Source organism: Micromonospora sp. NPDC007230, assembly GCF_042869115.1.
GTDB lineage: Bacteria > Actinomycetota > Actinomycetes > Mycobacteriales > Micromonosporaceae > Micromonospora.
The window spans coordinates 79,052-103,410 of record NZ_JBIAFE010000015.1 but is presented as its reverse complement, the minus strand read 5'-3'; the positions used below and the strand labels follow the sequence as shown (position 1 = coordinate 103,410).

At 72.8% G+C, this 24,359-nt stretch carries 26 protein-coding genes; 18 read left to right on the top strand and 8 right to left on the bottom strand.

What is annotated here, in order from left to right; translation table 11 throughout:
- Positions 1 to 28 precede the first annotated feature (28 nt).
- Positions 29 to 1,321, top strand: a complete 1,293-nt coding sequence (locus ACFYML_RS21770; protein WP_387422388.1) for a DUF2314 domain-containing protein — start codon at positions 29 to 31, stop codon at positions 1,319 to 1,321.
- 82 nt (positions 1,322 to 1,403) lie between these two features.
- On the opposite strand, the gene gcvT is transcribed toward ACFYML_RS21770, so the two are convergent.
- Complete coding sequence (gcvT, locus tag ACFYML_RS21765) at positions 1,404 to 2,534, bottom strand: glycine cleavage system aminomethyltransferase GcvT (RefSeq protein ID WP_387422387.1); 1,131 nt, start codon at positions 2,532 to 2,534, stop codon at positions 1,404 to 1,406.
- Between the two features lie 162 nt (positions 2,535 to 2,696).
- Between gcvT and ACFYML_RS21760 the strand changes: the two genes are divergently transcribed.
- Positions 2,697 to 4,265, top strand: coding sequence for a leucyl aminopeptidase (locus tag ACFYML_RS21760; RefSeq protein WP_387422386.1), 1,569 nt, complete (start codon positions 2,697 to 2,699; stop codon positions 4,263 to 4,265).
- 158 nt (positions 4,266 to 4,423) lie between these two features.
- Here ACFYML_RS21760 and ACFYML_RS21755 read toward each other — a convergent pair whose 3' ends face one another.
- On the bottom strand, positions 4,424 to 4,753 hold the full coding sequence (locus ACFYML_RS21755; RefSeq protein WP_387422433.1) for a hypothetical protein: 330 nt from the start codon (positions 4,751 to 4,753) through the stop codon (positions 4,424 to 4,426).
- A gap of 177 nt (positions 4,754 to 4,930) precedes the next feature.
- On the opposite strand from ACFYML_RS21755, the gene lpdA reads away from it, so the two are divergent.
- The 6 genes from lpdA to ACFYML_RS21725 all read left to right on the top strand — a co-directional run bounded on the left by lpdA (position 4,931) and on the right by ACFYML_RS21725 (position 11,742).
- On the top strand, positions 4,931 to 6,322 hold the full coding sequence (gene lpdA / locus ACFYML_RS21750) for a dihydrolipoyl dehydrogenase (RefSeq protein ID WP_387422384.1): 1,392 nt from the start codon (positions 4,931 to 4,933) through the stop codon (positions 6,320 to 6,322).
- 67 nt (positions 6,323 to 6,389) lie between these two features.
- Positions 6,390 to 8,204, top strand: coding sequence for a 2-oxoglutarate dehydrogenase, E2 component, dihydrolipoamide succinyltransferase (sucB, locus tag ACFYML_RS21745; protein WP_387422383.1), 1,815 nt, complete (start codon positions 6,390 to 6,392; stop codon positions 8,202 to 8,204).
- A gap of 95 nt (positions 8,205 to 8,299) precedes the next feature.
- Entirely contained in the window at positions 8,300 to 9,631 is a 1,332-nt protein-coding gene (locus ACFYML_RS21740; RefSeq protein WP_387422381.1) for a low temperature requirement protein A, read from the top strand.
- 108 nt (positions 9,632 to 9,739) lie between these two features.
- Positions 9,740 to 10,282, top strand: a complete 543-nt coding sequence (locus tag ACFYML_RS21735; RefSeq protein WP_387422379.1) for a hemerythrin domain-containing protein — start codon at positions 9,740 to 9,742, stop codon at positions 10,280 to 10,282.
- Between the two features lie 119 nt (positions 10,283 to 10,401).
- Complete coding sequence (locus tag ACFYML_RS21730) at positions 10,402 to 11,325, top strand: LLM class flavin-dependent oxidoreductase (RefSeq protein ID WP_387422378.1); 924 nt, start codon at positions 10,402 to 10,404, stop codon at positions 11,323 to 11,325.
- Between the two features lie 147 nt (positions 11,326 to 11,472).
- A complete protein-coding gene (locus ACFYML_RS21725; RefSeq protein ID WP_387422376.1) occupies positions 11,473 to 11,742 on the top strand; it encodes a type II toxin-antitoxin system Phd/YefM family antitoxin in 270 nt (89 codons plus the stop codon).
- Positions 11,743 to 11,976: 234 nt separating this feature from the next.
- Here the strand turns inward: ACFYML_RS21725 and ACFYML_RS21720 are convergent, their stop codons facing one another.
- Complete coding sequence (locus ACFYML_RS21720; protein ID WP_387422375.1) at positions 11,977 to 12,768, bottom strand: SGNH/GDSL hydrolase family protein; 792 nt, start codon at positions 12,766 to 12,768, stop codon at positions 11,977 to 11,979.
- A gap of 192 nt (positions 12,769 to 12,960) precedes the next feature.
- On the opposite strand from ACFYML_RS21720, the gene ACFYML_RS21715 reads away from it, so the two are divergent.
- Positions 12,961 to 13,746 carry an aminoglycoside adenylyltransferase domain-containing protein gene (locus tag ACFYML_RS21715; RefSeq protein WP_387422374.1) on the top strand — a complete coding sequence of 262 codons (786 nt, stop codon included), beginning with the start codon at positions 12,961 to 12,963 and terminating at the stop codon, positions 13,744 to 13,746.
- On the opposite strand, the gene ACFYML_RS21710 is transcribed toward ACFYML_RS21715, so the two are convergent.
- Genes ACFYML_RS21710 through ACFYML_RS21700 form a run of 3 tightly spaced genes read right to left on the bottom strand, consistent with a single transcriptional unit; the run spans position 13,736 to position 14,708 of the window.
- On the bottom strand, positions 13,736 to 14,191 hold the full coding sequence (locus tag ACFYML_RS21710) for a YfbM family protein (RefSeq protein WP_387422372.1): 456 nt from the start codon (positions 14,189 to 14,191) through the stop codon (positions 13,736 to 13,738). The two genes, ACFYML_RS21715 and ACFYML_RS21710, sit on opposite strands and share 11 nt — an antisense overlap.
- A gap of 13 nt (positions 14,192 to 14,204) precedes the next feature.
- Entirely contained in the window at positions 14,205 to 14,444 is a 240-nt protein-coding gene (locus ACFYML_RS21705) for a winged helix-turn-helix domain-containing protein (RefSeq protein ID WP_387422371.1), read from the bottom strand.
- 30 nt (positions 14,445 to 14,474) lie between these two features.
- A complete protein-coding gene (locus tag ACFYML_RS21700; RefSeq protein ID WP_387422369.1) occupies positions 14,475 to 14,708 on the bottom strand; it encodes a GntR family transcriptional regulator in 234 nt (77 codons plus the stop codon).
- 335 nt (positions 14,709 to 15,043) lie between these two features.
- Between ACFYML_RS21700 and ACFYML_RS21695 the strand changes: the two genes are divergently transcribed.
- The 5 genes from ACFYML_RS21695 (at position 15,044) to ACFYML_RS21675 (ending at position 17,844) form a co-directional block, all read left to right on the top strand.
- A complete protein-coding gene (locus ACFYML_RS21695) occupies positions 15,044 to 15,166 on the top strand; it encodes a hypothetical protein (RefSeq protein ID WP_387422367.1) in 123 nt (40 codons plus the stop codon).
- Positions 15,167 to 15,168: 2 nt separating this feature from the next.
- A complete protein-coding gene (locus ACFYML_RS21690; protein ID WP_387422366.1) occupies positions 15,169 to 15,429 on the top strand; it encodes a hypothetical protein in 261 nt (86 codons plus the stop codon).
- Entirely contained in the window at positions 15,426 to 15,701 is a 276-nt protein-coding gene (locus ACFYML_RS21685; RefSeq protein WP_387422364.1) for a hypothetical protein, read from the top strand. The genes ACFYML_RS21690 and ACFYML_RS21685 overlap by 4 nt, the downstream gene beginning before the upstream one ends.
- A 96-nt stretch (positions 15,702 to 15,797) precedes the next feature.
- Positions 15,798 to 16,799 (top strand): aldo/keto reductase, encoded by a 1,002-nt coding sequence (locus tag ACFYML_RS21680; protein WP_387422363.1) that lies wholly within the window; start codon positions 15,798 to 15,800, stop codon positions 16,797 to 16,799.
- Positions 16,800 to 16,944: 145 nt separating this feature from the next.
- Entirely contained in the window at positions 16,945 to 17,844 is a 900-nt protein-coding gene (locus ACFYML_RS21675) for a TIGR01777 family oxidoreductase (RefSeq protein ID WP_387422362.1), read from the top strand.
- Between the two features lie 24 nt (positions 17,845 to 17,868).
- Here ACFYML_RS21675 and ACFYML_RS21670 read toward each other — a convergent pair whose 3' ends face one another.
- The gene (locus tag ACFYML_RS21670; RefSeq protein WP_387422361.1) at positions 17,869 to 19,071 is read right to left on the bottom strand and encodes a PHB depolymerase family esterase; all 1,203 of its coding nucleotides are present in this window, start codon (positions 19,069 to 19,071) and stop codon (positions 17,869 to 17,871) included.
- 195 nt (positions 19,072 to 19,266) lie between these two features.
- Here ACFYML_RS21670 and ACFYML_RS21665 point away from each other — a divergent pair, with 195 nt between their 5' ends.
- The 4 genes from ACFYML_RS21665 to nadE all read left to right on the top strand — a co-directional run bounded on the left by ACFYML_RS21665 (position 19,267) and on the right by nadE (position 23,254).
- Positions 19,267 to 21,084, top strand: coding sequence for a DUF2079 domain-containing protein (locus tag ACFYML_RS21665; protein WP_387422360.1), 1,818 nt, complete (start codon positions 19,267 to 19,269; stop codon positions 21,082 to 21,084).
- 53 nt (positions 21,085 to 21,137) lie between these two features.
- Complete coding sequence (gene lipB / locus ACFYML_RS21660) at positions 21,138 to 21,779, top strand: lipoyl(octanoyl) transferase LipB (RefSeq protein WP_387422359.1); 642 nt, start codon at positions 21,138 to 21,140, stop codon at positions 21,777 to 21,779.
- A gap of 154 nt (positions 21,780 to 21,933) precedes the next feature.
- Positions 21,934 to 22,326 carry a VOC family protein gene (locus ACFYML_RS21655; protein ID WP_357435000.1) on the top strand — a complete coding sequence of 131 codons (393 nt, stop codon included), beginning with the start codon at positions 21,934 to 21,936 and terminating at the stop codon, positions 22,324 to 22,326.
- Positions 22,327 to 22,372: 46 nt separating this feature from the next.
- The gene (nadE, locus tag ACFYML_RS21650) at positions 22,373 to 23,254 is read left to right on the top strand and encodes an ammonia-dependent NAD(+) synthetase (protein WP_387422358.1); all 882 of its coding nucleotides are present in this window, start codon (positions 22,373 to 22,375) and stop codon (positions 23,252 to 23,254) included.
- Here nadE and ACFYML_RS21645 read toward each other — a convergent pair.
- On the bottom strand, positions 23,226 to 24,251 hold the full coding sequence (locus ACFYML_RS21645; RefSeq protein WP_387422357.1) for an FUSC family protein: 1,026 nt from the start codon (positions 24,249 to 24,251) through the stop codon (positions 23,226 to 23,228). The two genes, nadE and ACFYML_RS21645, sit on opposite strands and share 29 nt — an antisense overlap.
- Positions 24,252 to 24,359: the final 108 nt, after the last annotated feature.

The window sequence follows — 24,359 nt, the reverse complement described above, 5'->3', positions numbered from 1 at the left end:
AGGCACCGGCACGGTCGAGGGGGACGACATGCTCATCACGGACGACTTCCTGCCCGTACCGGTGCCGGAGTCGCTGGACGCGACCTATCTGGTGCCCATCGCCGGGCTGCCGAAGGTCAGCCCGAAGACGGCGGTGGAGCGCCTGACCGGGCGGCTCGCCGAGCCGGTACACGGGCTGGCGCGGCAGATGCTGGACAGCCCGCTGATGAGCGTCGACACCCGGCCGGTCGGCGAGTTCCCCGAGCTGCCACCGGACCTGCTCACCGCGTTCGGCGCCACCGAGGCCCAACTGGCCCGGCTGGCCGCCGCCACCCACCTCGTGGTGGTCCAGGCCGAATACCGGCCGGGCTGGCCGCCGGCGCACGAGTGGGCGGCCCGGGCGGTGGCCGCGGCGATCGCCGAGACGGTCGACGGGGACGTGGTGGACGTCTTCGGCCTCCAGTTCCTCGACCCGGCCGCCGCGCTGCGCTCGCTCCCCGACGAGCAGGGCCGGATCCGGCTGGTCGACTGGGTGCTGGTGCCGTACTCGTCGGACGCCGACGGGCTGTGGTTCACCACCAAGGGGCTGCGCCGGTTCGGGCTGCTGGAGCTGCAGGCCCAGGGGGTGCCGGACCACCTGACCCGGGCCTGGGGCGCGGTGATGACCGGTGCCGCCCGGCGGCTGCTGCGGGACTGGACCGAGGGGCTGGCCGGCGAGGAGGTGCCCGCGTTCGTGCAGCTCCCGGTGCTGGCCACGGTGACCGGGCACGACATCGCCGTGGCGTACGGCAATCCGGAGCAGCACGGTGCGACCGCGCCGGTGCTGCTGCGGCTGGAGCTGGACCCGGCCACCGACCCGGACGCCGACTCGTTCCTCAGCCTCAACCCGCCGCCGGGGCATCCCGGTCCGGCCGGCCGCTACTTCGCCGCTGCCTGCGCCACCCTGTTCAACGGCATCCAGCCGGACGTCCGGTACGCCCGCCCGGGCGATGCGATGAGCCGGGCGATCGCCACCGCCCGGGCCGGCCTGGGCGACATCCGGGCCCGCTTCCTCGCCGGTCAGTTGCCCGCCGAGACCCAGCTCGTGGTCAAGTACGGCCTGCCCGGCGACGAGGGCCCCGAGTTCGTCTGGGCCGGGGTGACGTCCTGGGACAGCCCGGAGCGGATCGTCGGGGCCAGCGCCAGCGACGCCAACAGCGACCCGAGCGTCCGGATCGGCGCCCCGGTGGTCGTGGCGGCGACGGATGTCGTCGACTGGGCCCTGCTCGACGGCACCGGCGTCATCGAGGGCGGCTGGACCCAGGCCGTCCTGGACGCCGGCGAGCCCCCCACCGCCGACTGACGCCCGTTTCTCCGTCGATCATGAGGTTGGCGGCGTCGACGGAGATCGACATCGCCGCCAACCTCATGATCAACGCAACAGGTCAGCGGACCGAGGGCTGGACGAAGGGCGGGCGGTGGAGGCGCAGGGGGGCGCGGCGGCCGCGGATGTCGACCTCGAGGACCTCGCCGTCGGCGAGCTTGGGCTCGGTGTCGATCAGGGCGAGCGCGATGCCCTGCTTCTTCGTCGGGCTGAACGTGCCGCTGGTGACCGTGCCGACCCGGGTGTCGCCGGCGTACACGGCCATCCCCGGGCGCGGAATCGCCCGATCGACCGCCTCCAGCCCGCGCAGCGTACGCCGGGGGCCGGCGGCCTTCTCGGCGAGCAGCACGTCCCGGCCCCAGAAGGCCGGCTTGTCCCAGCCCACCGCCCAGCCGGAGCGGGCCTGCACCGGGGTGATCTCCAGCGAGAGGTCCTGCCCGTGCAGCGGGTATCCCATCTCGGTGCGCAGGGTGTCCCGCGCGGCCAGCCCGCAGGCCCGCAGCTCGTACGCCGCTCCGGCGGCGAACAGCGCGTCCCAGACGGCGACGGCGTGCTCGGCCGGGATCACCAGTTCGTAGCCCAGCTCGCCGGTGTAGCCGGTGCGGCACACGGTCAGCTCGACGCCGTCCAGCGTCGCCGCCGAGAAGCTCATGTAGTCGTGCTCGGTGGGCAGGCCCAGCACGGCCAGCAGGTCCGCCGAGCGCGGCCCCTGCACCGCGAGGATCGCGTACGCCTCGTGCTCGTCGGTGATGACCACCCCGGCCGGCGCGGTGGCGCGCAGGCGGCGGACCACCTCGGCGGTGTTCGCCGCGTTCGGGATCAGGAAGACGTGATCGTCGGCGTGCAGGTAGGCGATGATGTCGTCCACCACGCCACCGGTCGCCTCGTCGCAGCAGAGGGTGTACTGCGCCTTGCCGGGGGCGATCCGGCCGAGGTCGTTGGTGAGGCAGGCGTTGACGAAGTCCGCGGCGCCCGGCCCGGTGATCCGCGCCTTGCCGAGGTGCGAGACGTCGAAGACACCCACCCCGGTACGCACCGCGGTGTGCTCCTTGAGCACGCCGCCACCGGCGTACTCCAGCGGCATCTCCCAACCCCCGAAGGGGGCGAACTTGGCGCCGGCGGCGGCGTGCCGCTCGTGCAGCGGGGAACGGCGCAGCCGGGTCGCGGCGGCGTCGGAGGTCACCTCGGTCATGGGTGGCAACTTACCGCCACCTGAACGCCTGGTTAGCATCGGCGGGAACCGTCGAAGCCCATCGGCGGGACAGCCACGCGTCCGGCGGGTAGGTTGCCGCCGGAGACCTTCATCGCCGGTACGCGACCACGCGACCGGCCCGGCCCGCCCGGAGTAGCTTCAGTGACATCGCCCCGCACCACCCTCAGCCTGGTCGACACCGACCCCGCCGAACTCGCCGTCGACGCGATCGTGATCGGCGTGCACAGCCAGACCGCGGAACAGGGCTCGGGTTCACCCGCCGGCGCCCTGCTGCTGGCCAGCGGCGCGGAGAGCATCGCCGCCGCGTTCGACGGCAAGCTGACCGAGACGCTGGCGCTGCTCGGCGCGACCGGCGGCCCCGGCGAGGTGATCAAGCTGGCCACGCTTGGCACCATCACCGCCCCGCTGGTCACCGCCGTCGGCCTCGGCCCCGAGCCGTCCGGCGCGGCCCCGGCCCCGGAGACCCTGCGCCGGGCCGCCGGCGCGGCGGTACGCGCCCTGGCCGGCGCGCCACGTGTGGCGCTCGCCCTGCCGCTGCCCGACGACGCCGACGCCCCGGCGGCGCTGCGCGCGGTCGCCGAGGGCGCGCTGCTCGGCGGGTACCGGTTCGCCGGCTACAAGACCAAGCCGCAGCCGGGACGGCGCGAGCCGGTGGCCGACGTGCTGATCGCGGTGCCGGACGCCGCGGACGCGACCGCGCAGGCGGAGGTCACCCGGGCCCAGGCGGTCGCCGGCGCGGTGCTGACCAGCCGGGACTGGGTCAACACCGCCCCGAACGAGCTGCGCCCGCCGGCGTTCGCCGAGGCCGTGGCCGCCGCCGCCCGGGAGGCCGGGCTCGGCGTCGAGGTGCTCGACGAGGCGGCCCTGTCCGCCGGCGGGTACGGCGGCATCCTCGCCGTCGGGCAGGGCTCGGAGGCACCGCCGCGGCTGGTGAAGCTGACCTACACGCCGTCCGGCGGCGGCAACGGCAAGCGGGTGGCGCTGGTCGGCAAGGGCATCACCTTCGACACCGGCGGCATCTCGATCAAGCCGGCCCAGGGCATGTGGGAGATGAAGTCCGACATGGCCGGCGCGGCGGCGGTCGGCGCGGCCATGCTGGCGGTCGCGGCGCTCAAGCCGTCGGTGGCGGTGACCGGCTACCTGCCGATGGCGGAGAACATGCCGTCGGGCACCAGCTACCGGCCGGGCGACGTGATCACCATGTACAGCGGCAAGAAGGTGGAGGTGCTCAACACCGACGCCGAGGGCCGGATGATCCTCGCCGACGGCATCGCCCGGGCCTGCGAGGACGGCGCCGACTACCTGTTCGAGACCTCGACCCTGACCGGCGGCCAGGTGATCTCGCTGGGCAAGAAGATCGCCGGCGTGATGGGCACTCCGGAGCTGTGCGAGCGGGTGAAGGCGGCCGGTGAGGCCACCGGCGAGCCGGCCTGGCCGATGCCGCTGCCGGACGACGTGCGCAAGGGCATGGACTCCGACGTGGCGGACATCTCGCAGGTCAACGCCGGCATGGACCGGGCCGGTCACATGCTTCAGGGCGGCGTGTTCCTGCGCGAGTTCGTCACCGAGGACGTGGCCTGGGCGCACATCGACATCGCCGGCCCCGGCTACCACTCGGGCGAGGCGACGGGCTACTGGACCAAGGGCGGCACCGGCGTCCCGGTCCGCACCCTGGTCCACCTGGTCGAGGACGTCGCCGCCAACGGCTGACCTCACCTCTGTCGACGGGGTGCCCCCTTCCGGGGGCACCCCGTCCGCGCGTCTGCCCGCTCGAAGAGCCGCGCAACTTCGGGGAGGTTGCCGGGTCCGGACGCGCTGCGGCGGCAACTTCCCCGAAGCTGCCGCCGCACCGCCCGAAGAGGCGGGCGTCAGAAGAGTTCGGGGCGGCGCTTGCGGCGTTCGTTGTAGTCGCGCATGCGCTGCGGATAGCCCATCAGCCGGACGTCGTAGATCGGGATGGCGAGCTTGTGGGCGAAGCGGCGCGCCTCCTCCGGGCTGCCGACCCGCCGCCGGGTCCACTCGCCGTCGCCGGCGATCAGCATGACCGTGGTCTCGGTGACCGTGGTCCGGGGCTCGAGGTACGCCTCGACGCCACGCCGGGTGCGGACAAAGTTCTCAAGGTGGTCCAGATCGGCGCGCTGACCGACGCGGTCGCGACTCACCGCGTCCGTCCGCTTGCGTCGTCGGAACAGTCCCACCGCGCCCAACCCCTCCCCGTACGTCATCGAAGACGGTGCCAAGCGTACGTGGCGGCGACGTGTCGTTGGGCACCTCACTACGCGCTTCGTCGGCGGTGGTGACAAGATGACCGAGGTGGGGTGTGCCTGTTACTCCACCGTAACCCCCGAAGCAGCGACGCGACCTGGGAGTTGGACGTGAGCGAGCCGAACGACGCAACCTTCGACATCGTGATCCTCGGAGGTGGTAGCGGCGGCTACGCGACCGCGCTGCGCGCCGCCCAGCTGAACCTGTCCGTGGCCCTGATCGAGAAGGGCAAGCTCGGGGGCACCTGCCTGCACAACGGCTGCATCCCGACCAAGGCTCTGCTGCACGCCGCCGAGATCGCCGACCAGACCCGCGAGTCGGAACAGTTCGGTGTCAAGGCCGAGCTGGTCGGCATCGACATGGCCGCGGTCAACTCGTACAAGGACGGCGTGATCGCCCGGCTCTACAAGGGCCTGCAGGGGATGCTCAAGAGCAACAAGGCGATCACCATCGTCGAGGGCGCCGGCAAGCTGGTCGCGCCGAACACCGTCGAGGTCGACGGCAAGCGCTACACCGGCCGCAACGTCGTCCTGGCCTCCGGCTCGTACGCGAAGAGCCTGCCCGGCCTGGAGATCGACGGCGAGCGGATCATCACCAGTGACCACGCCCTGGTCATGGACCGGGTCCCGGCCTCGGCGATCGTGCTCGGCGGCGGCGTGATCGGCGTCGAGTTCGCCAGCGTGTGGAAGTCCTTCGGCGTCGACGTGACCATCGTCGAGGCGCTGCCCCGCCTGGTCGCCGCCGAGGACGAGGAGTCGTCCAAGGCGCTGGAGCGGGCGTTCCGCAAGCGTAAGATCAACTTCAAGGTCGGCAAGCCGTTCGAGAAGGTCGAGAAGACCGAGAACGGTGTCCGGCTGACCATCCAGGGTGGCGACACCGTCGAGGCCGAGCTGCTGCTGGTCGCCGTCGGGCGCGGGCCGAACACCGCCAACCTCGGCTACGAGGAGCAGGGCGTCAAGATGGACCGCGGCTACGTGCTGACCGACGAGCGGCTGCGCACCAGCGTGCCGAACGTCTACGCGGTCGGCGACATCGTGCCCGGCCTGCAGCTCGCGCACCGCGGCTTCCAGCAGGGCATCTTCGTCGCCGAGGAGATCGCCGGCCAGAACCCGGCCGTGATCGACGAGGCCGGCATCCCGCGGGTCACCTACTGCGACCCGGAGCTGGCGTCGGTCGGCCTGACCGAGGCGAAGGCCAAGGAGCAGTACGGCGCCGACAAGATCAAGACCTACAACTACAACCTGGGTGGCAACGGCAAGAGCCAGATCCTCAAGACCGCCGGCCACGTGAAGCTGGTCCGGGTCGAGGACGGCCCGGTGGTCGGCGTGCACATGGTCGGCGCCCGGGTCGGCGAGCTGATCGGCGAGGCGCAGCTCATCTACAACTGGGAGGCGTACCCGGCCGAGGTGGCGCAGCTCGTGCACGCCCACCCGACGCAGAACGAGGCCCTGGGCGAGGCGCACCTGGCCCTCGCCGGCAAGCCGCTGCACGCGCACGCCTGACCACGACAACCGCGGCGTCCGGCGACGGGCGATGATCCCACCAGGGAAATGAAGGAGTCTGGAGAACATGCCGGTATCGGTCACCATGCCCCGGCTCGGCGAGAGCGTCACCGAGGGCACCGTCACGCGCTGGCTCAAGCAGGAGGGCGACACCGTCGAGGTCGACGAGCCGCTGCTTGAGGTGTCCACCGACAAGGTGGACACCGAGATCCCGTCGCCCGCGGCGGGCGTGCTGAGCCGGATCGTGGTCGGCGAGGACGAGACCGCCGAGGTCGGCAGCGAGCTGGCGGTCATCGCCGGCGAGGGCGAGCAGGCCGGCGCGGCGGTCGCGCCGCAGGCGGCCCCGGCGGAGGAGGCCGAGGAGGCCGCCGCCGAGCCCCAGGCCGAGGCGGAGCAGCCGGCCGTCGAACAGCCGGCGGCCCAGGCGGCCCCGGCGCCGTCGGGCGCGGGCACCCCGGTCAAGATGCCGGCCCTCGGCGAGAGCGTCACCGAGGGTACGGTCACCCGCTGGCTCAAGCAGGTCGGCGACAGCGTCGAGGTGGACGAGCCGCTGCTGGAGGTGTCCACCGACAAGGTCGACACGGAGATCCCCTCGCCGGTCGCCGGCACGCTGCTGGAGATCAAGGTCGCCGAGGACGAGACCGCCGAGGTCGGCGCCGACCTGGCGATCATCGGTGCGGCCGGCGCCGCCCCGGCTGCGCCGCAGCCCGAGGCCAAGCCGGCCCCGCAGGCCGAGGCCAAGCCCGCGCCGCCGGCCCCGGCCCAGCCGGCGCCGAAGGTCGAGGAGCCGACCCCGGGCGTGTCCTACAACCAGCCGGCCCCGGAGGCGGAGACCGCCGCCCAGCCGATGCGGGCCGAGCAGGCCGCGCAGCCTGCCGCGCCGACCCCCGCCCCGCAGCGTCCGACCGCCCCCGTCCAGGGTGGCGGCGAGGAGGCCGCCGGCTACGTGACCCCGCTGGTCCGCAAGCTGGCCGCCGAGCACGGGGTGAACCTGTCCTCGGTGAACGGCACCGGCGTCGGCGGGCGAATCCGCAAGCAGGACGTCCTCGAGGCGGCCGAGAAGGCGAAGGCCGCCAAGGCCGCGCCGGCACCGCAGGCCGCCGCTCCGGCCGCTGCTGCTGCTCCGGCGAAGCCGGCCGCAAAGCCGCAGCCGAGCGCGAAGCGCGGCACCACCGAGAAGCTGCCCCGGATTCGCGCGGCCATCGCCAAGCGGATGCAGCAGTCGCTGCACGAGATGGCGCAGCTCACCACGGTGATCGAGGTGGACGTCACCAAGATTGCCAAGCTGCGGGCGCAGGCGAAGGACTCCTTCCAGCAGCGGCACGGCGTCAAGCTGTCCTTCCTGCCGTTCTTCGCCCTGGCGGCCGTCGAGGCGCTCCAGACCTACCCGATCGTCAACGCCGGGATGGACCTGGAGGCCGGGACGATCACCTACCCGGACGCGGAGCACCTCGGCATCGCCGTGGACACCGAGCGGGGCCTCCTGGTGCCGGTCATCCACAACGCCGGCGACCTGAACCTGGGCGGGATCGCCAAGCGGGTCGCCGACCTGGCCGAGCGCACCCGGACCAACAAGATCAGCCCGGACGAGATCGCCGGGGCGACCTTCACGCTGACCAACACCGGCAGCCGGGGCGCCCTCTTCGACACCCCGATCGTGCCGTCGCCGCAGTCGGCGATGCTCGGCACGGGTGCCGTGGTGAAGCGTCCGGTCGTGGTCAACGACCCGGAGCTGGGCGAGGTCATCGCGGTCCGCTCGATGGTCTACCTGGCCATGTCGTACGACCACCGGCTGATCGACGGCGCGGACGCGGCCCGCTTCCTCGTCGCGGTCAAGGAGCGGCTGGAGGCCGGCAACTTCGAGGCCGAGCTGGGGCTCTGACGCCCTGACGACGAAGGGCGCGCGGCTTGAGCCGCGCGCCCTTCGTCGTGCCGGAATCCGGCGCGCAAGCGCCCGGCCGCTGAGAGACTCGTCGGGTGAGCGGCTTCGGGTGGCGGAGGCGCCTGGGGCCCGCCGTGCCCATGGCCCCCGCGGCCCGGGTGGACCGGTTCGAGATCTTCTTCGACCTGGTTTTCGTCTTCTCGTTCTTCATCATCACCCGGTCCACCGCGCGGGATGTCAGCGGCGGGGCGCTGCTGCACGCCCTGCTGGTCCTCGCGGTGCTCTGGTGGTCGTGGGTGTTGCACAGCGTGGTCGCCACCCGGGTCCGGCTCGGCGAGGGCTTCGTGCCGGTGCTGATGACGGTCGGCATGGCGGCGCTGTTCACCTTCGCCCTGTCGCTGCCGCAGGCGTTCCACGACGTGCGGGGCAACGCCGCCGGGCCGGTCGTGGCGGCGGTCAGCTACATTGTGTTCCGCCTGGTCCACGTGCTGCTCCTGCTGCAGGCGATGCGGGGCAGCCCGGACGAACGCCGACAGGTGCTGAGGTTGGCCCCGGAGTTGATCGGCAGCACCCTGCTGCTGCTCGCCGCCGCGCTCATCCCTGCGGCGATACACGAGTCCGCCGCGGCGCCGGTCGTCCGGGACGGGCTGTGGGGCCTGGCCGTGCTGCTCCAGTACACCACCGGCCAACTCGCCAACGCCTCGGGCTGGGGCATCGCCTCGGCCGAGCACTGGACCGAGCGGTACGACCTGATCCTGATCATCGCCCTGGGCGAGTCGGTCATCTCCGTCGGCGTCGGGAGCAACCTGATCGGGCAGCCACCCACGCTGCCAGCGGTGGGGGCGGCGGTGCTCAGCATCTTCTTCACCGCCGCGCTCTGGTGGGCGCACTACGACATGATCGGGCCGGCCGCCCGGATCGCCCTGCACTCGGCACAGGGCAAACCCCGGCTCACCATGGCCCGGGACGCGTACGCGTACTGCTACCTGCCGATGATCGCCGGGATCATCCTGTTCGCGCTCGGTGCCGAGCAGATCGTGCACCAGATCACCAGCCCGAACATCTCCGACTGGGACCCGGCCCGCGGCCCGGCCGAGCCGCTGCTCTTCGGCGGGGTGTTCCTCTACCTCTGCGGCGACATGCTGTTCCAGGCGCGAACCCTGCACACCCTGAGCTGGACCCGGGTCGGCACCCTCGGGCTGCTTGCCGTCTGCCCCCCGCTGGTCGACCAGCTGCCGGCGCTGGGCACCCTGGCGCTGCTGACCGTGATCTGCGTGGGCATGGTGGCCGCCGAGGTGGTGATCTTCGAAGAGGGCCGGACGGCGCTGCGCAAGCTGATCTTCGAGGAGCGGACCGCCCACGAGGCGCACGAGGCCGCCTACCGGGCCCGGTGGCACGAGCCGGACGAGCGGGACGAGGGCGAGTGACATGGGCGGCGTACGGCAGCCGGGTCGCGTAGGGTGCGGCGTAGCGTCGCAGTGCACCCGGCACGAAGGCCGCCGAGGACATGGAAGCGCGGGACAGCAGGGGACCATGTGCACCCATCCCACTCACCGGCCGGGCGGCTGACCGCCCTCGGCACCCAGTTGATCGAGATCCACCACTGGCTCCGCGAGGAGCTGGCCGGGCTCCGCGCGAGCCTCGACTCCCCCGACGGTGCCGGCGCCGGCCTGTCGCGCGAGCTACGGGCCCACTGCGTCGGCTTCTGTGCAGCCCTGGACCGACACCACACCGGCGAGGACGCCGGCGCGTTCCGCGTCCTGGCCGAGCAGGTGCCCGAGCTGCGCCCCGTCCTCGCCCAACTGAGCGAGGACCACCGGGTGGTGGCGGACCTGCTGCGCCGGGTCGACGCCCTGCGCGCCGGGGCGGCCGACGGGCCGGCGGTCCGGGCCGAGCTGGACGGCCTCGCCGCGCTGCTCGAGTCGCACTTCAGCTACGAGGAGCGGAAGCTGGTCGCCGCCCTCGACGCGCTGACCGCCGGCGCGCCCCACGAATTGTTCGGCATGGACGTCCCGACAGTTGCGGATCGACCTCGGCGGCGCAACTTCGGGGAGGTTGCTGCCTCCGGGCGCCGGTAGGCAGCGCTTTCCCCGAAGTTGCTCCCCGGAGGGGCACGCGCGACGCGGCAGATTCGCCCGTTGGCAGAATCGGTCTGTGTGGGTTGGTCGGCGCGGGTGGGGCGCACCATGCTGGGGCGATGGTGACCTTCTCCGTCCAGGCCCGACCGACCGACGCCGCGAGCTGGCTCGACCTGGCCCGCGGGGTCGAGGCGGCCGGCTTCGACGCCCTGTTCGCCGCCGACCACCCGGGCCACGGCGCGTCGCCGTTCGTGGCGCTCGCCGCCGCGGCGGCGGTGACCTCGACGCTGGGCCTCGGCTCGTACGTCTCCAACGCCGGGGTCCGGGAGCCCATCCTGTTGGCCACCGACGTGGCCACCCTCGACGTGGTCTCCGGCGGGCGGGCGCGGCTCGGCGTCGGCGCCGGCCACACCCCGGCCGAGTGGCGGGCCGTCGGCCGCGAGCGCCCCGACGTGCCCGGCCGGGTGCGCCGCTGCATCGCCGTGGCCGAGGCCGTGCGCGACCTGCTGGCCGGCAAGGAGGTCAGCGTGGACAGCCCAGAACTGGTCGCCCACGCCGCGCGCCTCACCGAGCTGAGGCCGGTGCAGGACCCGGTCCCGCTCACCATCGGTACGTCCAACTCGACGCTGCTGCGCTGGGCCGGCGCGCACGCCGACGTGGTGGGCCTGTTCGGCGCCGGCCGTACCCTCCCCGACGGCCACACGCACGAGGTGCGGTGGCGGGCCGACCAGATCGAGGCGCAGCTCGCCCACGTGGCGGCCGGTGCCGCCGGCCGCGACACGCCGCCCGTGCTGGAGGCGCTGGTCCAGCAGGTCACCGTGACCGACGACGCCGAGGCCGCCGCCGTGCGGTTCGCCGAGCACGCCGGCCTCACCACCGCCGAGCTGCTCGCCACGCCGTTCGTGCTGATCGGCACGGCCGAGGAGATCGTCGCGGCGGTCGCGCAGCACCAGCGCCGCTGGGGGATCACCCGCTTCGTGGTACGCGCCGATGCCGTCGACGCCCTGGCCCCGCTCCTCCCCCGCCTGGCGTCCCTGTCCTGATCCACCCCCCGATTCGCCGATGTGGCGGTGTCCCACCCGCCCAGACACCGCCACATCCCCGCACTGGCGTCTGACCGGCGGCCACGTACACGAGCCGGCAAACTGGCTTCGTAGCACCTCGTAGCACACGGGGTTAGATTTGTCGCTGTGGCTGAGCACGCTCCTCGCGAGATCACGCAGCGCGAACTCCGCAATGATTCGGGTGGCATCATGCGTCGCGTTGAGCGCGGAGAATCGTTCACGATCACCCGAAACGGCACTCCGATCGGTCGGCTGATCCCTATCCGGCGACGCACCTTCGTTCCCCGAGCCGAGGTCATGGCGGCCTTCGCGACTGCTCCGGTGCTCGACGAATCCAGATTCCGTAGGGACCTCGACGCGGCGATCGGGCAGGACCTTCTCGACCGTGAGTGGTGAACTCCCCTTCGCGGCTTGATCGACACCAATATCGTCATCCACCTCGCTGGCCTGAATCCGGCAGAGCTACCCGAGGAGATGGTGATCAGCGCCGAACCGTGATCCTGGACCGGTCAGGCTGCCCGAAACGCGCGAGCTGGACGCAGCCGCGCAGCGGGGCGGGGCCGACGCGAACCCGGCCGCGACGGTCCCGTGGTCAGCGGCGGAACCGCTGACCACGAGGAGCCGGACCCGTCACACGGCCCGGGCGAAGGTCGGGTAGTAACCGCCGGACTGCCCGGCGGCCGTCGGGTGGTACGAAATGCTCGTGTCGGCCCAGTTCAACGCGTGCAGCCACTTCTCGCCGTAGGCGCAGAGCTCGTTGCCCCGGAAGATCGGGCGGACATCGGCGAAGACGAAGCTGTTCTGGACAGCGGCATTCTTGGTGATGTCGTCCAGGAGGTTGATGCCTTCGTTGATCTTCATGCGGGACGTGTCGCTGAGGCCGGGGCAGTAGGTGTCGATCCGGTAGAAGACCGGGTAGGCGATGACCACCACGCGGGCGGACGGCGCACGTGCGCGGATCGCCTGGTACAGGTTGTTCAGCTTCGGCGGCAGCTCCGTGCGAGCCTTGTCCTCGGCCGCGTTGACGGCCGCGACGCACGCCGACTCGCCGTACACCACGCAGGTGGTCATGACGTCGCTGAACCCGACGTCGTTACCACCGACGGTGATGCTCACCAGCGTGGTGCTGGTCGACAGGTAGCCCAGCTGGGTGTCGCGCACGCTCGTCGTGGTCGCACCCGAGCAGGCCACGAAGGTGTACGACGCGGGAGCGTTGGCCGTGGCCCACAGCGACGGGTAGGCGTTGGGGCTGCGGCGGCACGAGCCGCTTTCGTTACCGGCGCCCACGCCGGATGCGTACGAGTCGCCGAGGGCGACGTATCGGACGGTGGAGGCCGCTTGGGCCGGCGTGGCCAGCGCGATAACGCTGGCAAGCGCCGTCGCCAGGCTCATGGTGAGGGTTGCGAGGCGGGATCTGAGCACGGGATCCTCCGAGGGGGCGAAGGAACGATTCGGGTCTATATAGATATCACCGGATACATCTGTCTCGGAAGACCTGTCGGGAAATTCGGGCAAGCCCGCCGGCGGGGGCAACGGCACCTCGGCTGGCAGGGTTGTCACGTCGGGAGGGCTCAGAGCCAAGCCCGGTATGGGGACGCCTGCTAGAAAGTCCGGGTGGCAGGCGTTGACGAAATCTCCGCCCGGACCGCTGCGGAGGAACTGGCCGGGTCCGTTGTGGACATCGTCGACGGGGCGCTCCGGTCGGTGATCCTGCACGGATCACTGGCGGCCGGCGGCTTCCGCCCTGGTCGCAGTGACATCGACCTGCTCGTCGTCGTCGACGGTGGACTGTCCGACCCGCAGCTCGACGCGCTGACGGACCGGGTGCGCCACGCCCGGATCGACGGCGCCTCCGGCATCGACCTGCACGTCGTGACCGCCGCGGTGGCCGGCGCGCCGGCACCGGCGCCCCCGCTGGAGCTGCATGTCGGCCGGTACGACGGCTCGTCCGTGGGGTTCGAGGTCGACCGCCGGGTGCCGGCCGCTCCCGACCTGCCGGCCGAACTGTCGATGGCACGGGCCGACGGGCAGGCGCTCCGCGGCGCTCAGCCGGGCGAGGTGCTCGCGCCGGTGCCGGACGAGTGGCTCCACGAGCGCGGCCGGTACTGGCTGACGACCTGGCAGTCGCGCACCGACGACGCGGAGGACGCCGCCCTCATGGTCCTCACCGCCTGCCGGATCTGGCGCTTCGCGGTCGAGGGCAGGCACTGCGCCAAGGCCCAGGCCGCCGGGTGGGCACTCGACCGCGACCCGTCGCTGACCGCGGTCCGGCAGGCGCTTCACCAGTACGAGGTGAATCCGGCGGCGCCGATCGACGCGGACGGCGTCGCCCAGGTGCTCGACACCGTGCTGCGCGAAACCACCCCCGGCACGGTGAACACGCGCCCAGTCAGAAGCTGAAACTCCGGATCGCCGCGCTGCCCGAGGCGGCGGTCGCCACGAAGAACCGGACCAGTTCCTCGTGGTGCTCCCGCAGGTAGTCGAGGTCGTCGTCGTCCCACACCCGCCGATACGGGTAGATCTCCTCCGTGCTCAGCTTCGCCGGGTCGTAGTGGCCGGCCAACGCCTCGAACGGCGTCGCGCCCAGGGCCCGGGCGGCGTCGGCGACCATGCCGTCGTCCCAGCCCAGGAGGGTGCACTCCTGGTCGATGAGGAAGCCGTCCTCGTACAGGTCGACGCCCACCTCGGCCGCGTCCAGCAGGAACTGGATGCCGGCCCAGGACTTCTCGAGGTAGCAGATCGGCAGGTTCTCATCGTCCAGGTGTTCCGCCGCCCACTCCGGGTCCGCGATCGCCCGGTCCAGTGCCTGCGGGGTCACCCGGGTGAACCACAGCGTCATGCCCATGAATCCACCGCGCTCACCGGTCGGGCGCGTTCGGCAACTCCTCGGCGACGAACACGCCGACGCCTTGGACGCCCTCGACCAGGCCCTCGGTCCTGAGCGCGAAGATGGCCTGGCGGACGACGATGGTCGAGACTCCGTGCTCCTGGCAGAGCTGAGCCGTGGACGGGAGCTTGTCTCCCGGAGCGAGTTCACCGGACGCGATCTGCCCACGGATGTGGTCCGCAAGCTGCGCCCATTTGGCTCTTGCAGGCATGAGGGGACTTCCGTACGTGGAAGGAGCAGGCTAGGTCTGCTCGCCTGGCGGTTCCTTGACGAAGACGCCGAGACCGTGCACACCTTCGACCAGCCCTTCGGTCTTAAGCACGATCATGGCGTGGTTGACCACTCCGGCCGACACACCGTGCTGGCTGCACAGTTGCGCGGTGGACGGCAACTTGTCGCCTGGGGCGAGTTCTCCGGACGCAATCTGCTCACGGATGAGGTCCGCAAGTTGCGCCCACTTGGGCTTGGCGGGCATCTGCACTCCCTGGTCTGCACCGCCATTTGATCACGCCCTGCTTCTACCGACAAGTAAGAGGTACTGGGTGGTTGACCTATGAGCAGTACTAAGTATAAGTTCGTGCCGACCCGCTCACCTGGTCTGCAAACCGAGAGCTGGTCGTCCCGTAGGACCACCTGGCCGGTTGCTCCCCCGGTAGTCGGCCGGGTGCCACCCCATGCCCGCGACCCGGTGTCGACGAGCTCGTGAGCAGGCCCGGGGCGGGTGCCGGGCTCCGGCCGGCCATGCGCGCGCACGGTCGACCCCGCCCGTCTCGGTGCCGCATCCAAGAGAGGCGGAGCAGCGTGCGGTCAGTGGTCGACCAACCGGTGGACGCGATGGAGAAGGTGCTCGGCGAGCTGCCGATGCCCTGGGTGATCGACGAGCTGCGGGCCCACGGCGAGCCGCTGGTCCGCGTACCCGATGGGGGGTGCTGACGATGTGGCCGCGACGAAACGCGGCGCCGGTGCCGCTCGCGCCCCGGCACCGGCGGACCTGGCGGCGCGGGCGGCGCTGGTGCTCGTGCGGCCTGCGCTGGACCGCCTGCCCGGACCGGCACGCGCCGATCCCCACCGAGCCGCCCGTGCCGCCGCCGAACAGCCGGTGGTGGGACGAGGCCACCCGGGCGAACCCGCAGGTCGGGCGGGCCGGCTGGCTGACCCCGGCGCAGACCTGGCGGGCCAACGGCGGCCGGTGGTGAGTCGGCCGCACACGCCGCTCCGGCCGCTCTGGCTCTGCCGGGCCTGCGCCGCGCCCTGGCCGTGCCCGATCGCGCGGCTCACCCTGCTCCGCGAGTACGTCGACGACCGGGTGGCGCTGCTGGTCTACCTGGGCGGGATGCTGCACGACGCGGCCGCCGAGTTGCACCTCCTGCACCCGCAGGACGGGCCGACGCCGGGGCACCTCTACGCCCGCTTCCTCGGCTGGGCAGTTGGCTCTCGCCGCGATCCATTCCCGTCATCAAGTTCCTAGCGGCCGAACAGTTCACTCCGCCTTCGTCAGGAGGGGCGACGGGAGGGCGGCGCATGCCTTGACTTGGAGAGCGCTCGAAGTCGAACACTGGACCGCATGACGATGACACGGACACTCGGCCGCAGCGGCATCACGGTCAGCGCGGTCGGCATGGGATGCTGGGCGATCGGCGGGCCACTGTGGGGCGACGGCGGGCAGCCGTTCGGCTGGGGCGAGGTCGACGACGACGAGTCGGTCCGCACCATCCACCGGGCGCTCGACCTGGGCGTCACCCTCTTCGACACGGCCAGCAACTACGGTGCCGGCCACAGCGAGCGGGTCCTCGGCCGCGCCCTCGCCGGGCGGCGCGACGGCGCGGTGATCGCCACCAAGTTCGGCAACCGCTCCGACGAGGCCAGCCGGCGTTGGACCGGCACCGACGCCAGCCCGGCCTACGCGGTGGCGAGCCTGGACGAGTCGCTGCGCCGGCTCGGCACCGACCACGTCGACCTCTACCAGTTGCACATCAACGACCTGCCGGCGTCCGCCGCGCTCGATCTGATCGACACGCTGGAGGGCCTGGTCACCCAGGGCAAGATCCGGGCGTACGGCTGGAGCACGGACAATCCGTCGTCGGCGCGGGCGTTCGCCGAGGCGGGACCGCACTGCACCGCGATTCAGCACGACGAGTCGGTGCTCCACGACAACCTCGACATGCTGGCGGTCTGCGATTCGCTCGACCTGGCCAGCCTCGACCGGGGCCCGCTCGCGATGGGCCTGCTCACCGGCTCGACCCGGGCGGTCGGCCGGGACGACGTGCGGGGGTTGGCCCCGGAGTGGCTGGTCTGGTTCACCGACGGGCGGCCGACCCCGCAGTGGTCGGCCCGGGTCACGCAGATCCGGGAGGCGCTGACCGCCGACGGTCGGACGCTCGCCCAGGGCGCGCTGGGCTGGCTGCTGGCCCGCAGCCCGCGGACGGTGCCCATCCCGGGCTGCCGGACGGTGGCCCAGGCCGAGGAGAACTTCGCGACGCTGGCGCTCGGTCCGCTGCCCGCCGAGGCGTTCGCCGAGGTGGAGCGACTCCTGGCCGACCTGCGCCCGGCCGGGGCGGCACGCTGATCCGGGCCCGCCATCAGCTCGGCAGCGAACTGGCGGCGGCCTCCCGCCCCGGTCAGCCGTCGACCGCCCGCGTCCGGCCCGGACCGGCGAGTGACGCATGCCGCTCAACGCATCCGGCGCCGGGTCCGTACCCGAAGATATGAGCATGCGGATCCTCATGGCCGGAGTGTCCGGCTTCCTCGGCACCCGACTGGTCGACCGGCTTACCGCGGACGGGCACCAGCTCACCCGTCTCGTCCGCCACCCGCCGCGCAAGCCGGACGAGCGGCAGTGGAATCCGTCCGCCGCGCAGCTCGACCCGGCGGTGGTCGTCGACGCCGACGCGGTGGTCAACCTGGCCGGCGCCGGGGTGGGTGACCGCCGCTGGAACGACGAGTACAAGCGGCTGATCCGGTCCAGCCGGGTGGACACCACCACCACGCTGGCGATCACCATCGCTGGCCTGGCCGCCGCCGACCGGCCCGCGGCGATGCTGAACGCGTCGGCGGTCGGCTGGTACGGCAACACCGGCGACCGGGTCGTGGAGGAGGACTCCCCGGCCGGCGAGGGCTTCCTGGCCGACGTCTGCCGGGTCTGGGAGGCCGCGACCCGGCCGGCCGAGGACGCCGGCGTACGGGTGGTGCGGCTGCGCACCGGCCTGCCGCTGGACCGCGCCGGCGGGATGCTCAAACCGCAGCTGCTGCCGTTCCGGCTGGGCGTCGGCGGGAAGCTGGGCAGCGGCCGGCAGTGGCTGCCCTGGATCTCGATGCGGGACTGGCTGGACGCGGTGGCCTTCCTGCTGGCCCGCGACGACCTCGCCGGCCCGGTCAACGTGGCCGGCCCGAACCCGGTCACCAACGCCGAGTTCGCCCGGGAACTGGCCCGCCAGCTGCACCGGCCGGCGATCATGCCGGTCCCCGCGCTGGCCCTGAAGATCGCCCTCGGCGGCTTCGCCCACGAGGCCCTGACCAGCGCGCGGGTCCTGCCCGGCGTGCTGACCAAGGCCGGCTTCGCCTGGGCCCACCGTGACCTGCCGAGCGCGCTGCACGCCGCCCTCACCGAGTGACCCGGCGAGGGCGGCGGCGGGCGGTCAGCAGCCGATGACCCAGTAGTTGGGGCCGGTCTGCTTGAGGGTGGTCGTGTAGAAGGTGTTGTAGAGACCCATCTTCTGGTTGCTGCCCAGGGCGTAGGCGTAGCCGCCGGACTGGTAGGCCCGGCCGGCGCTCACGTGGGCGTAGTTGCTGGCGGTCACGCAGGCCGGCGGCGTCGTCGGGGTCGGCGACGGCGACGCGGTCGGCGTCGGGCTGGGCGTCACCCCACCGTCGAGGCCGAAGAAGAGCGCGTCCCGGTACGTCGAGCAGATGGTGTCCAGGAAGTACGCGGCGGCGGTCCCGCACTGGTCGGTGGCCGAGCCCGGGTCGACCGGGGTGCCGTGGCCCATCCCGGCGACCCGGTAGAGCCGGACCTGGTCGCTGCCGTACACCTCGAGGCTGGTGCCGGCGGGCAGCGTGGCGGTGCTGGTGGGGGTCTGCGACACCCCGAGCACGTTGGTCCACTGGTCCCGGGACTCGACGGCGTTCGCCACGGCGACGGTGTAGTCGCCGGTCCCGTGCCAGATCGCCACCCGCGGCCGCTTCCCGGCGTACCCGGGGTAGGCGTTGCGGACCAGGTCACCCCACTGGGCCGGGGTCTTGTCGACGCCGGGGTTCATGCAGGAGTACGCGCTGGTGCTGCTGGTGGCGCAGCGGTACGGCAGGCCGGCGATGACCGAGCCGGCGGCGAAGACGTCCGGGTAGGTGGCGAGCATGACCGCGCTCATCGCCCCGCCGGCGGACAGGCCGCTCACGTACACCCGGGCGGCGTCGGTGCCGTAGTTGGTCCTCGCGTAGTCGACCATCTGCTTGATCGACAGGGCCTCGCCCTGGCCGCGCGCGCTGTCCCCGGTCTCGAACCAGTTGAAGCAGGAACTGGAGTTGTTGGCAGCCGGCTGCTGCGCCACGATCAGCGCGAACTTCCACAGGTCGGCGTACTTCTGCCAGCCGGAGTTGGCGAAGTAGCCGGCGGCGTTCTGGGTGCAGCCGTGCAGCAGCACCACGGCCGGCGCGTTGGCCGGCAGGCCGTCCGGCCGGTACGCGTACATGGCGAGGTTGCCCGGGTTGGAGCCGAAGCCGGTGACCTGGGTGAGCGAGGCGGCCTGGGCGGGGAGGGCGGCGGTGAGCGCCGCGGCCGCGGCCAGCACGACCCCGGCCGCCGCCCCGGCGAGGCGGGTGAGGATGGATGAGGAGCGACGCACGGCGACCTCCGGACGGCGAATTGTGAACTGAGTCACGCTGAAGTTGCCGAGACGTTACGTCCGGGTTGCGCGGCCCGACATGGCCGCCGCTCACACATTCACCGAGATCGAAGTGTGTCGCCGCGGGCGACGGAAGCGGCCACGAGGTTTCGTGTCTGACCGGCGTGTCCAGTTCCGGTTGGTAACGTCCGCTGCGTGCCGACCTCCCCGACCCTGGTCACCGACCGGTCCCCCGAGCCCGCCAACCGGAGCTGGCCGGCCGACCTGGTCGTGGTGCTCGCCGCGGTGGCCCTGGCCTTCTGGGTGACCAGCGGCCTGTGGTGGAACCCGGACACCCGGGCCATCACCGTCAACTCCAGCGACCAGGCGCTCTTCGAGTGGCTGCTGGCCTTCGGCGGGCACGCCGTCAGCCACGGGGAGAACCCGTTCTACACCCACCTGATCAACAATCCGGACGGGGTGAACCTCGCGGTCAACACCTCGATCACCGTGTACGCGGTGCTCTTCGCGCCGCTGACCTACCTGATCGGGCCGCCCGCGACGTTCCTGGTGATCCTCACCCTCAACCTCGCGGCCACCGGGGTGGCCTGGTACTGGCTGCTCAGCCGATACCTGGTGGGCAGCCGGCTGGCCGCCGCCGTCGGCGCGCTCTTCATCGCCTACTGCCCGGCGATGGTCTCGCACGCCAACGCGCACCTCAACTGGACCGCCGGCTGGCTGGTGCCGCTGCTGATCTGGGGCGTATTCCGGCTGCGCCGCCCCGGCCGGGCGGTCCGCGGCGGGATCGTGCTCGGCCTGCTCGTGGCGGTCGCCTTCTCGATCGCCGCCGAAGGGCTCTTCTTCACCGCCCTGGCGCTCGCCCTGTTCCTGCTGGTGTGGGCGCTGCACCCGGCCCGTCGGGCCGAGGTCCGCGCCGCGCTGCCCCGCTTCGCGGCCGGGCTCGGGGTGACCGCGCTGGTGGCCGGGGCGCTGCTCGCGTATCCGCTGTGGCTGCACTTCGCCGGGCCGCAGCGCTTCCACGGCACCGGCTTCGACCCGCTCATCCACTCCGAGGACATCGCGGCGTACGGGTCGTACCCGCGCCGGTCCCTGGCCGGCTGGGCCGGGCTGGGCACCTCGCTGGCGCCGAACCCGACGGAGGAGAACTCCTTCTTCGGCATCCCGCTGCTGCTGCTCGCGGCGGCCTGCTTCGGGCTGCTCTGGTGGCGCGCCGACCGGGCGTTCCGGGCCACCCTCACCGCGCTCGGCGTCACCGCCGTGGTCTTCGCGGTGCTCTCCTGGGGGCCGACGGCCAAGTGGAACGGCCGGCGCACCGGCCAACTCCTCCCGTTCGGGGTGCTGGACAACCTGCCGGTGATCAACGCGGCGCTGCCCTCGCGGCTGGCGCTGGTGGTCGCGCCGGTGATCGGGCTGCTGCTGGCGCACACGGTGGACCGGCTCCGCGCCCGGCCACCCCGGCACCGGGTGACCACGGCGGCCTGGGCGCTCGGCTTCGCCGTCGCGCTGGTGCCGCTGCTGCCCACCCCGCTGCTGACCAGCGTGCGGGAGCCCGTCCCGCAGTTCATCACCAACGGCACCTGGCAGCAGTACGTCTCGCCCGGCGGAGTGCTCACCCCACTGCCGCTGACCGTCGACGTCACCCCGGACGGCCAGCGCTGGCAGGCGTACGCCCTGGCGCACCGGCAGGGCGAGTTCCGCATCCCGGCCGGCTTCTTCCTCGGCCCGGGCGGCCCGGAGGGCCGGGGCCGGATCGGGCCGGTGCCGCGGACCTTCGACTCGCTGATGGACCAGGCCGGGCGAACCGGGCTCGTGCCGATCATCACCGAGGGCAGCATCCGGCAGAGCCGGGAGGACCTGCGCTACTGGCACGTCGAGACGGTGGTCCTGGCCGACCGGGTGCACGGCGCCAAGTACGACATCAACGAGGAGGCCCTGCTGCGCACCGCCACCGGCCTGCTCGGCCCGCCCCAGCGGGTGGACGACGTGTGGGTCTGGCGGGTCCCGCCGGCCTGACGCGACGAGGCTCACAGGGGCGCACCGGCAGGTGGCGGGACTAGGCTGGACGGGTGAGCGTGACGACTTCCGGGCTGACCCCCCTCCGTGCCGGTGTGCTCGACTACCAGGCCGCCTGGGACGAGCAGCGCCGGCTGCACGAGGCCGTGGTGGCCGGCGAGCAGGGCGACACGGTGCTGCTGCTGGAGCACCCCAGCGTCTACACCGCCGGCAAGCGGACCGAGCCGTGGGACCGGCCGATGGACGGCACCCCGGTGATCGACGTGGACCGCGGCGGCAAGATCACCTGGCACGGGCCGGGGCAGCTGGTCGGCTACCCGATCGTCAAGCTGCCCGACCCGGTGGACGTGGTGGCGTACGTCCGGCGCACCGAGCAGCTGCTGATCGACGTCTGCGCCGAGTTCGGGCTGACCGCCGGCCGGGTCGAGGGGCGCAGCGGCGTCTGGGTGCCCGAGGACGACCGCGGCCCGGCCCGCAAGGTGGCCGCGATCGGCATCCGGGTGGCCCGGGGCGTGACCCTGCACGGCTTCTCGATCAACTGCGACTGCGACCTGACGTACTACGACCGGATCGTGCCCTGCGGCATCCGCGACGCGGGGACCACCTCGCTCACCGCCGAGCTGGGCCGCCCGGTCACCGTCGCCGCCGTGCTCCCGGTGGTCGAACGCCACCTGCCGACCCTCGTGCAGGTCTGAGAAACAATCCGCCGCGTGGTGTCCCGGCGGGCAGCCCGCCGATCGTCCCTGCCCCGACCTTGAGGGCGCTGGCCCTGCGCCTGAGCGTTCCGCAGGCCGACCACCTGCGCCGGCGCCGGGCCGAGCTGCCGGGCTGATCGCGTACTCTCGTCCGGTGCGGATCGATCTCGTCACCCTGGTCGTCGCCGACTACGACCCGGCGATCACGTTCTTCACCGAGGTGCTCGGCTTCGAGCTGGCCGAGGACAAGCCGTCGCTGACCAACGACGGCCGTCCGAAGCGCTGGGTGGTGGTCCGCCCGCCCGGCGGCGGGACCGGGCTGCTGCTGGCCCGCGCCGACGGCGAGCGGCAGGAGGCGGTGGTCGGCGACCAGACCGCCGGCCGGGTCGGCTTCTTCCTCCAGGTCGACGACTTCGACGCCACCTACCGCCGGATGCGCGAGGCGAACGTCGAGTTCGTCAAGCCGCCGCGCACCGAGCCGTACGGCCGGGTCGCCGTCTTCCGCGACCTGGAGGGCAACCCCTGGGACCTCCTCGGCCCCGCCTGAACTCGGCCCGCCTGAACTCGGCCCCGCCTGAACCGGAAAGGACCCGATGACCGACCTGATCTCGACGCAGCGGCAGATCGCCGAGGAACTCCAGGTGGCGTCGACCTTCGACGCCGCCGTGGAGATCGAGCGCCGGGTCGTCTTCCTCGCCGACCGCCTGGTCGACACGGGGCTGACGACGCTGGTCCTCGGCATCAGCGGCGGGGTGGACTCGACCACCACGGGCCGGCTCTGCCAGCTCGCCGTCGAGCGGGCCCGCGCCGCCGGCCACCCGGCGCTCTTCGTGGCGATGCGCCTGCCGTACGGGGTGCAGGCCGACGAGCACCACGCCCAGGCGGCCCTGGCGTTCATCCGGCCCGACCGGGTGCTCACGGTCGACGTCAAGCCGGCCAGCGACGCCGCCCTGGACGCGCTGGTGGCGGCCGGGCTGGCCTGCACCGACGCCGCCCAGCAGGACTTCGTGCACGGCAACGTCAAGGCCCGGCAGCGCATGATCGCCCAGTACGCGGTCGCCGGGGCGATGGGTGGCCTGGTCGTCGGCACCGACCACGCGGCCGAGGCGGTCACCGGCTTCTTCACCAAGCACGGCGACGGGGCGGCGGACGTGGTGCCGCTGACCGGGCTGACCAAGCGGCGGGTCCGCGCGCTCGCCGCAGCGCTCGGCGCCCCGGCCGAACTGGTCGGCAAGGCGCCCACCGCCGACCTGGAGAGCCTGGCCCCGGGCAAGCTGGACGAGGACGCCCTCGGCCTGACGTACGAGCAGATCGACGACTTCCTGGAGGGCCGGCTGGTCCCGCCGGAGGTGGCCGAGGCGCTGATGGCCCGCTACCGGGCCACCGACCACAAGCGCCGCCTTCCGATCGCGCCCCCCGTGGGCGGCGGAGCAGCGGGCGACCGGGTCACCGCCGCGGCCCCCGGCCAGCGCTGATCCGCGCCCGAGCCCACGGTTCGCAGAGCACGATCAGGCCGCCGATGAGGGCGCCGATGACCGTCTCCACTCCCCGGTCGAAGAGGAGCTGCCCGATCGGACGGGCGGCCGCGAGCTGCCCCATCAGCAGCGCCATCGGGGTGATGAACAGCAGCGCCAGGCCGTAGTTGCGCCCCACCAGCAGCTCGGTGACGATCTGCAGCCCCGCCACCACGAGCACGGTGGCGTACGGCGACAGGTGCGGCGCCAGCAGCAGCGCGCTGGTCAGCAGCCCGAGCAGCGTGCCGAGGATCCGGTGCGCGGCACGGACCAGTTGGGCGGTGACACCCTGGACGCTCAACGGAGCGACCGCCGCCACCATCGCCCAGTACGGGTGGCCGATCCCGACGGCGGTCGCCGTGCCGCCGGCCAGCACCACGGCGAGGGCATAGCGCAAGGGCTCCCAGGTCCACCCGTGCGCCAGCCGGGGCGGCCGGCTCCGCTGCCGCCGCAGCAGGCTGCCCACGTTGCCGACCAGCAGCGCGAACAGGCTGCTCAGCCCGGTCACGGCCGCGGCGACCGGCACGTCCGCGACCCGGTGCGGGGCCGAGGCCACCGCACCGAACGCGAAGACGAGGAACAGCGGCCCCGGCGGGTGCCAGTCCTGCGCGGCGGCGAGCACCGCACCCAGCGCCACGAGGGCCGCGGTGACCGCCACCGCGACCCACGCCCGCGACGCCAGCGACCCGACGAGCACCCCGAGGACGACCGACCCGGTGAGCACGGCCCCCGCGCTCGCCTGCATGGCCGCCCGGGACAGGTGCACGTGGTTCCGCCCGTAGAGCGAGGTGAACGCCCCGAAGACCGCGTACACCGACCAGGCGGGGCGGTCCAGGGCGAGCACCGCGAGCAGCGGGAGCAGCACGCTGATCCCGGCACGCAGCGCGACCCGGTGTGCGCCCCGGGCCGGACGGACGTGCAGCAGGCCCCGCAGCGTCGCCCGCGCCTGCTCGCCCATCCCGCTCCTTCGCCCGTCCGTCCTTCATACCGCGCCGCTGGGCTCGGGGCCGGAGCGGCCGGAAAGGAGAAGTCCCCGGTTGACGGGCGGTCAACCGGGGACTCCTCC

Excerpts from the sequence above, each read along its gene's own strand:
- ACFYML_RS21680 (WP_387422363.1), top strand. The coding sequence starts at position 15,798 with ATGACGATGACACGGACACTCGGCCGCAGCGGCATCACGGTCAGCGCG.
- nadE (WP_387422358.1), top strand. The coding sequence starts at position 22,373 with ATGACCGACCTGATCTCGACGCAGCGGCAGATCGCCGAGGAACTCCAG.
- ACFYML_RS21700 (WP_387422369.1), bottom strand. The coding sequence starts at position 14,708 with ATGCCCGCCAAGCCCAAGTGGGCGCAACTTGCGGACCTCATCCGTGAG.
- ACFYML_RS21705 (WP_387422371.1), bottom strand. The coding sequence starts at position 14,444 with ATGCCTGCAAGAGCCAAATGGGCGCAGCTTGCGGACCACATCCGTGGG.
- ACFYML_RS21730 (WP_387422378.1), top strand. The coding sequence starts at position 10,402 with ATGGTGACCTTCTCCGTCCAGGCCCGACCGACCGACGCCGCGAGCTGG.
- ACFYML_RS21690 (WP_387422366.1), top strand. The coding sequence starts at position 15,169 with ATGTGGCCGCGACGAAACGCGGCGCCGGTGCCGCTCGCGCCCCGGCAC.
- ACFYML_RS21675 (WP_387422362.1), top strand. The coding sequence starts at position 16,945 with ATGCGGATCCTCATGGCCGGAGTGTCCGGCTTCCTCGGCACCCGACTG.
- sucB (WP_387422383.1), top strand. The coding sequence starts at position 6,390 with ATGCCGGTATCGGTCACCATGCCCCGGCTCGGCGAGAGCGTCACCGAG.
- ACFYML_RS21710 (WP_387422372.1), bottom strand. The coding sequence starts at position 14,191 with ATGGGCATGACGCTGTGGTTCACCCGGGTGACCCCGCAGGCACTGGAC.
- ACFYML_RS21645 (WP_387422357.1), bottom strand. The coding sequence starts at position 24,251 with ATGGGCGAGCAGGCGCGGGCGACGCTGCGGGGCCTGCTGCACGTCCGT.
- ACFYML_RS21770 (WP_387422388.1), top strand. The coding sequence starts at position 29 with ATGCTCATCACGGACGACTTCCTGCCCGTACCGGTGCCGGAGTCGCTG.
- gcvT (WP_387422387.1), bottom strand. The coding sequence starts at position 2,534 with ATGACCGAGGTGACCTCCGACGCCGCCGCGACCCGGCTGCGCCGTTCC.